The organism is Streptomyces sp. NPDC056948, from assembly GCF_042674225.1.
Lineage (GTDB): Bacteria > Actinomycetota > Actinomycetes > Streptomycetales > Streptomycetaceae > Streptomyces > Streptomyces purpurascens.
This window is the reverse complement of the sequence record NZ_JBHUQX010000445.1, coordinates 1-7,335: the sequence shown is the minus strand read 5'-3', so window position 1 is coordinate 7,335 and position 7,335 is coordinate 1. Positions and strand designations below refer to the sequence as shown.

Annotated in this window: 5 protein-coding genes; all 5 read left to right on the top strand. The window is 70.3% G+C overall.

Annotated features, from left to right (window positions below):
* The first annotated feature begins 177 nt into the window (after positions 1-177).
* Positions 178-1,110, top strand: a complete 933-nt coding sequence (locus tag ACFTZL_RS37675; RefSeq protein ID WP_382592755.1) for a hypothetical protein — start codon at positions 178-180, stop codon at positions 1,108-1,110.
* A gap of 497 nt (positions 1,111-1,607) precedes the next feature.
* On the top strand, positions 1,608-3,086 hold the full coding sequence (locus ACFTZL_RS37670) for a sugar transferase (RefSeq protein ID WP_382592752.1): 1,479 nt from the start codon (positions 1,608-1,610) through the stop codon (positions 3,084-3,086).
* A 94-nt stretch (positions 3,087-3,180) separates the two neighbouring features.
* Positions 3,181-4,497, top strand: coding sequence for a nucleotide sugar dehydrogenase (locus ACFTZL_RS37665; RefSeq protein ID WP_382592749.1), 1,317 nt, complete (start codon positions 3,181-3,183; stop codon positions 4,495-4,497).
* Positions 4,487-5,773, top strand: a complete 1,287-nt coding sequence (locus ACFTZL_RS37660) for a glycosyltransferase family 4 protein (RefSeq protein ID WP_382592746.1) — start codon at positions 4,487-4,489, stop codon at positions 5,771-5,773. The genes ACFTZL_RS37665 and ACFTZL_RS37660 overlap by 11 nt, the downstream gene beginning before the upstream one ends.
* Positions 5,763-7,133, top strand: a complete 1,371-nt coding sequence (locus ACFTZL_RS37655) for a Wzz/FepE/Etk N-terminal domain-containing protein (RefSeq protein WP_382592743.1) — start codon at positions 5,763-5,765, stop codon at positions 7,131-7,133. The genes ACFTZL_RS37660 and ACFTZL_RS37655 overlap by 11 nt, the downstream gene beginning before the upstream one ends.
* Positions 7,134-7,335: the final 202 nt, after the last annotated feature.

Below are 7,335 nucleotides of genomic sequence, written 5' to 3'. Positions count from 1 at the left end.
ATGCAGCGGGGCGGAACTGTGAGGCGGTTGTGATGGTTGCGGGCCGGTATTCTGCTCCGGCTCGGGTCCGTACGGCCGCGAGTCCGGCCCGGCCGCCTCCTCGGCGACAAGGGGTCCCGCACGGCAAGCCACCGGGCGTGTCCCGGAAAACGGAGTCATCCCCGGCGCCGCCCGGTCGTGACACTTCCGGACAATCCGCAGGGGGGCTCCGGGCGTGACGTCGACGCGACGGCGATCCTGAAGCTTGTTGTCGCGGAGGCGTCCTTCATCGCCGCGCTGATGTTTTACGTGGGGCTCATCTACACCAACCGCTACTGTCGCAACTTCCACCTTTCCCCCTCCTCCCTCGGCTTCGGGTTCTCCGAATACGTGGTGGAGAGCCTTCAAGTGCTGTCGCGGCCTGTTCTCAGCGCCGTCGTCGCGCTGCTTCTGCTCACAAGTGCACCGCACTTCGTCAGGCGTCTGCCGTTGACCAGTCGTCTCAGACGACGTGCCGCCGCCATGTGGGACACCGTGGCGGGGCAGTACTGGCTGGTCGTGGCAGTTGGCTTTGCGCTTTTCCTACTGTGGCGGGTCGAGCCGTACTGGGCTGCCCCGGCCACGGTTGCCGCAGGTCTGCTGATGGGGCAGAGCAGGGCCGCGCTGCGCGGAAGAGGCCAGGGGCTGCTGGAGAGGGCGGTGCCACTCTTCGCCGCTATGGCCTTCCTGCTCCTTGCCATCACGCTGCTTGCAGCACAACTCGGCGATCGCGAGGCGAAGCAGGCGGCGCGCCATGTTGTCCGCTGGCCCGGGGTCATCCTCTTCAGCACCGAGCGTCTGAGCCTGACCGGCCCGTCCGGTCTCAGGCCGACGATCTTGGCCCGGGCACGCATCTGCGCTACTGATCTCGCGGAGCAGAGATGCGAGTCGACGCCTGAGTGGGCCTCGGGCGGTCCGCACTCATGTCAACGAGGGACGCACTCCACCTGTCCGGGAGGCGCCAGTCGTGTGGAAGCCCTTTCGTCATCCCGTCAGTTCACTCCCCCTCGGCCGCACCGGGTGGGCGCAGACCGTCAACTTCCTCTTCGTGGGCCTGCTCGGGTGCAGGTGCTTTCCGGACAGATCCAGTGATCCGCCACCCTCCCGGAACCCCTGATTTGCTCCAGGGCCACACCTACGAGGGGGCACCGCATGACCTGTTCTCGCTCGCCCGATCCCACACCCACCCTGGGCACCCACAGAAGGCCCCCTGAAGCACGCCGTGGTGCCCGGCACCCGTGGGTGGTGACCGTTCGGTGGATCTTGCCTCAAACCTTGAACACAAATTACACACACCCTCTCTCCATACTGGCCCCGATGGTCTAGATTGACCGTGCTTCAGCTGTTCGGGCATGAGGCGACCCTTAATGATCTATAGGTCCGGCGCTGCGGAAAGCCGGCAGGACAGGCGAGTCCGCTGCCGCCGGAGCGGGTTGTTCAGGCAGCCCTGCAAGCGCTGGGATGTCATGCGCACGACGAGGAAGGCGGGGGCCTTCCTGGGGGAGGAACAGCGCGGGGGGCGGGGGCCTCCCGGGGGGAGGAACAGTGTTGGGCGAGCACGTCGAACCACTGGGGACCTGGGGGGTTCTGTGCGTCAAGGGGGATTAGCCAGCCCGTATCCGTCAGCGCGCGGGCGTCTGGCGGACGGGGCGATCACTCAACCCGCGTTCGACTGGGAGCAGCGGTACCGCCGTACCGTGATCACCAGCGATACCGTGGCCACCGCCTTCGTGGTGGCGGCGATCGGCAACTTCTTCGGGGCGCGGGACGCGGCCAACTGGCATGAGAAGTGGGGAATTCTCGCCTTCGGCACCGAGCTGCTGGTGCTGGGAGCGCTCGCGGTGGGCCGCGCGTGGGCTCCGGCCGTGCTCGGCCAGGGCGCCGAGGAATTCCGCCGGCTCGGACGCTCACTCTTCGCGGCGACCGTCGTACTGGCGCTCGGCGGCATCGCCCTCACCTCGCGCAACATCAAGCTCTGGATCTTCATAGCGATCCCCGCGATCGCGCTCGTCACCATGACCGCGCGGTATCTGCTCCGCCTCTGGCTGCACAAACAGCGGAAGGAAGGGCGGTGCCTGAGACCGGTGCTCGCTGCCGGGAGCCCGGCCACCGTGCACGACCTGATCAGCCGGACCCGCAAGTTCCCGCACCTCGGCTGGCGGGTGGACGCGGTGTGCACGACGGACGGTCTCGGGCTCGACGGTGACCAACTGGACGGAGTTCCGGTAGTCGGCCGGCTGGCGGACGTCGCGGGCCACGTCCGCCGCGACGGCTACCGTGTCGTCGCGGTCACGCCGGACCCGCACTGGTCACCGGACCGGTTGCAGCGGCTGGCCTGGAACCTCGAAGGCAGCGACGCCGAGATGGTCGTGGCCCCCGTGCTGATGGAGGTGGCCGGCCCGCGGCTGCACATCGACGCGGTGCTCGGGATCCCGCTGCTGCGGGTCAGCATGCCGACCTTCACCGGGGGCCGCCGGGCGGTCAAAGGGGTCGTCGACCGGATAGGCGCAACGTTTCTTCTGGTGCTGTTCGCGCCGCTGATGGTGTTCGTCGGGCTGCTCGTGCTGATGGACAGCCGGGGCGGGGTGTTCTACCGCCAGCGCAGGGTCGGCAAGGACGGCCGCGAGTTCACCATTCTCAAGTTCCGCACCATGGTCGCCGGGGCTCACGGGGCACGTGCCGAGCTGGCCGACCGCAACGAGGGCGCCGGCCTGCTGTTCAAGCTCCGCCGGGATCCGCGGGTGACCCGGGTGGGGGCGGTGCTGCGCCGGTACTCGCTCGACGAGCTCCCGCAGCTCTTCAACGTGCTCACCGGATCGATGTCGCTCGTCGGTCCACGGCCTCCGTTACCGGAGGAGTCCGCCGCGTACGGCCCGGACATCCGGCGACGGCTGCTGGTCAAGCCCGGACTCACCGGTCTGTGGCAGATCAGCGGACGCAGCGACCTGTCGTGGGAGGAGGCCGTCCGGCTGGACCTGCGGTACGTGGAGGACTGGTCGCTCGCGCTGGACACAGTGATCTTGTGGAAGACGCTGCGTGCGGTGCTCCACGGTCAGGGGGCCTACTGATGCGCGGGGGGCTGCGACTCGACGGTCGATTCAACGGTCCCGCCGGCGCGCGGACCGCAGGCCGCAAGGGCCTGCCTGGGGGGAGGAACGAGTCATGAGAGTCAGCGTTTTCGGGCTCGGCTACGTGGGCTGTGTGTCGGCCGCGTGCCTGGCCAGCATGGGTCACGAGGTCATCGGGGTGGACGTGAACCAGGTGAAGGTCGACCTGGTCAACGACGGCAAGGCCCCGGTGGTGGAGGAGCGGATCGGCGAGCTCATCGCCGACGTCGTGCGGACCGGAGCGTTACGCGCCACCGGCGACGTCCGCGAGGCGATCATGGACAGCGAGGTGTCGCTGGTCTGCGTGGGCACGCCGTCGGAGCCCAACGGCAGCCTGTGCACCAAGTACTTGGAGCGGGTCACCGAGGAGATCGGTGCCGCGCTGGCCGAGCGGGGTGGGCGGCACACCGTGGTGTTCCGCAGCACCATGCTCCCGGGCACCTGCCTGAACCTGCTGGTGCCGATCCTGGAGAAGTACGTCGGCGGCACGGCCGGGGTCGACATCGGGGTCGCGGTGAACCCGGAGTTCCTGCGCGAGGGCACGAGCGTGCGGGACTTCTTCGACCCGCCCAAGACCGTCATCGGCGAGCTCGACCCGGCAAGCGGCGACGCGGTGACGGCGCTGTACGACGGCCTGCCCGGCGAAGTGTTCCGGGTGCCGGTCCCGACGGCCGAGGCGATCAAGTACGCGGACAACGCGTTCCACGGCCTCAAGATCGGCTTCGCGAACGAGCTGGGCGCGGTGTGCCAGGCGCTCGGGGTGGACTCGCACCAGGTGATGGACGTGTTCCTGGCCGACCGCAAGCTGAACATCAGCCCCGCCTACCTGCGGCCCGGCTTCGCCTTCGGTGGCTCCTGCCTGCCCAAGGACTTACGCAGCCTGGTCCACGCGGCGCGGCGGGCCGATGTCTCGGTGCCCATCCTCGCCCATGTGCTGCCCTCCAACGCCGACCATCTGCAGCGCGCGGTGGAGCTGGTCGAGCGCACCGGCAAGCGCCGGGTCGGCCTGTTCGGGCTGTCCTTCAAGCCCGGCACCGACGACCTCCGCGAGAGCCCGCTCGTCGAGCTGGCGGAGAGGCTCTTCGGCAAGGGGTACGACCTGAAGATCTACGACGCCAATGTGAGCCTCTCCCGGCTGATCGGCGCGAACCGCGAGTACATCGAGACCCGGCTGCCGCACCTCGCGCAGCTGCTCGCCGACTCGGTCGACGAGGTGCTGGAGCACGCCGAGGTGTGCCTCGTCGGGAGCAGCGATCCGGCCGTCCTGTCGGCGCTGCCCCATGGCGGCGGCCCGGTGATCGTCGATCTCATCCGCCTTCCCGACGCCGAGACGCGCCGGGCCGAACCGGGGTACGTGGGCCTTGCTTGGTGACAGATCGTTCGGTGACACGGCCGGCGGCGAAGGGACGAACCGGCGTGCGCTGATCCTGGTGGAGAACCTGTCGGTGCCGTTCGACCGGCGGGTGTGGCAGGAGTGCACGACCCTGCGCGACGCGGGCTGGGAGGTGCACGTCATCTGTCCCCGTGGGGAGAAGCGGGACACGGAGCCGGAGGCGGTGGTCGACGGGGTGCGGATCCACCGCTACCCGTTGCGCGCGGCCACCGGAGGTCCGGCCGGCTACCTGCGGGAGTACGGATCGGCGTTGTGGCACACGGTCCGGCTGGCCCGGAAGGTCGGCCCGGTCGATGTGGTCCACGCCTGCAACCCGCCCGACCTGCTGTTCCTGCCGGCCCTGTGGTCGAAGCGGCGCGGAGCGCGGTTCGTCTTCGACCAGCACGACCTGGTACCCGAGTTGTACCTCTCCCGGTTCGACCGCGGCGAGGATCTGCTCTACCGCGCCGTGTGCGCGCTGGAACGGCTGACCTACCGGGCCGCGGACATCGTGCTCGCCACGAACGAGAGCTACCGGGACGTCGCGGTGCGCCGTGGCGGCCGGCGGCCGGAGGACGTCTTCGTGGTGCGCAGCGCGCCCGCGACCGACCGTTTCCAACCGGTGCCGCCCGAGCAGGAGTTGAAGCGCGGCAAGCCTCATCTGCTGTGCTACCTCGGCGTCATGGGCCCGCAGGACGGCGTCGACTACGCCTTGCGGGCCCTGGCGAAGCTGCGCGACGAGCTCGGGCGGACCGACTGGCATGCGGTGTTCGTCGGCGCCGGCGACGCCTTCGACGCGATGGTGGAGCTGTCCCGGCGGCTCGGGCTCTCGGAGCAGGTGCAGTTCACCGGACGCATTCCGGACGCCGACCTGGTGCGCTACCTGTCCACCGCGGACGTGTGCCTCTCCCCCGACCCGCGCAATCCGCTCAACGACGTGTCGACCATGAACAAGGTCCTGGAGTACATGGCGATGGGCCGGCCCATCGTCTCGTTCGACCTCCGGGAGGCGCGAGTCTCCGCCGGTGACGCCGCCGTCTACGCGCCGGCCAACGACGAGGCCGAGTTCGCGAAGCTCATCACGCTGCTGCTCGACGATCCGGACAAGCGGGTCCGGATGGGCAAGATCGGCCAGGAGCGGGTCAGCGGGCCGCTCTCCTGGCGGAACTCGCAGGCGTCGCTGCTCGCCGCCTACGCCGCTGCCTGCCGTGACCACGCTCCGGTGTCTCGGGCGACCCGTAACAGGCAGGGAAGAGGCCGCACTGTTGAGCGATGAAACGATACGCCTGGTCACGATCGGGCGGATTATCCGTCGGCGCGGGCGGCTTCTCATCTTCCTCGCCGTGGTGGGTGCGCTCGTCGGCTACGGCACCTCCTTGGTGTTTCCTCCGCGCTACACGACGTCGGCATCGGTACTGCTGCCGGGGGCGTGGGAGGAGCGCGAACTGCTGACCCAGGCGGAGATCGCGAGCAGTTCGGTGGTGGTCGACCGGGCGGCCGCCACGCTCGGCTGGGCCGGGGTCAGCGGCAGCGAACTGCGGGATCGGGTGAGCGCCCAGGCCGCCGACGGGAACATCATCAAGATCTCGGGCACGGCCGACACCCCGGAGCGCGCGCAGCGGCTCTCCGACCAGGTGGCCCAGCAATTCGTCGCATTCGCCGCGCGGATCGCGGGCGACGACACCGACCCCGAAGCGGCGGCGCGGCCCGAGGCACTGCGGCAGATGGTGGAGCAGACCAGCCGCCGCATCACCGAGCTGGCCGACGCGGCCGATCCGGGGCGGACCGTGGAGAGCGTGCAGACCCGCACCGAGCTCGCGAAGCTGCGCACCACGCTGCAGGAGGCCATCAAGAAACTGGACGAGGCCGATCCGGCCGCCGACAAGGCCGACATGGTCGTCATGGGGCCGGCGGCCCGGCCGGCCGGCGAGGCACCGCCGACGAGGATGCAGCTCATCGTCGGCGGGGCACTGCTGTTCTTCCTGCTCGCGGTCATCGGCCATCTCACCGCCGCCCGGATGAGTCGCCGGCCGCGCACCGAACCGGAGATCGCCGGGGCGCTGGGCTCGGCGCTGCTGGGTACCGTCGACGTTCCTGGTGAACGGCCCGCGCACCGGCCGGACGGCAGTGACCCGCGGGCCCGTGTCCGCCGGCTGCTGGGCGTCGACATCCGGTGGGACCTACCGAGTCCGCAGTCGTCCGGCGACGAGGCCGGCAGGCAGATCCGCTACCGGCGGGTGCTCGCCCGCCTCCGGGACCAGGTCCCGGTCCCCCGCCGACTGCTGGTCGTCGTCCCGGACGGCGACGAGATCGCCCGCCGGGCCGCCGGACAGCTCGTCGCCGAGGCCGAGAGCGATCCGCTGCTGCGGGTGGTGGGGGTTTCGATGGACCGGCCGATGGTGCCGGACCGCGACAACGAGTCCGGTGCCCTGGTCGTGCTCAGCGCGGGCCGCTGGACCGCGGCGGAGCTCGCCGGCATCGCCGAGGCGTGTGCGGACGCCCGGCACGAGGTCGTCGGCATCGTCCTCGCCGCCGGCACGGTCCGGGCCCGTCCGACGCGGTCTGCCGGCCGTCCTCGGGATGCCGTCACGCCGGCGCTCGCGGTCGGCGACAACGCGGCGGGAGGTTCGCGGTGACGACCAGTACGACTCCGGAGTCGCCGGCCGCCGCTCCGCTGCTGGACCTGCAGGCGCTGGTCGTGGCGGTGCGCAGGCGCCGCCGTCTCTGGTGCTCCCTGGCGCTGCTGGGGCTGCTCGTCGGCGTGGGGGGGGGGGGGCAGGTGGCCCCCCCCCCCCCCCCCGGGGCCCAGGGGGAGGTGGGGCCAAAAGAGGTTAAACC

Bases quoted from the DNA above. Each gene is read 5' to 3' on its own strand.
- ACFTZL_RS37665 (WP_382592749.1), top strand. From the start codon at position 3,181: ATGAGAGTCAGCGTTTTCGGGCTCGGCTACGTGGGCTGTGTGTCGGCC.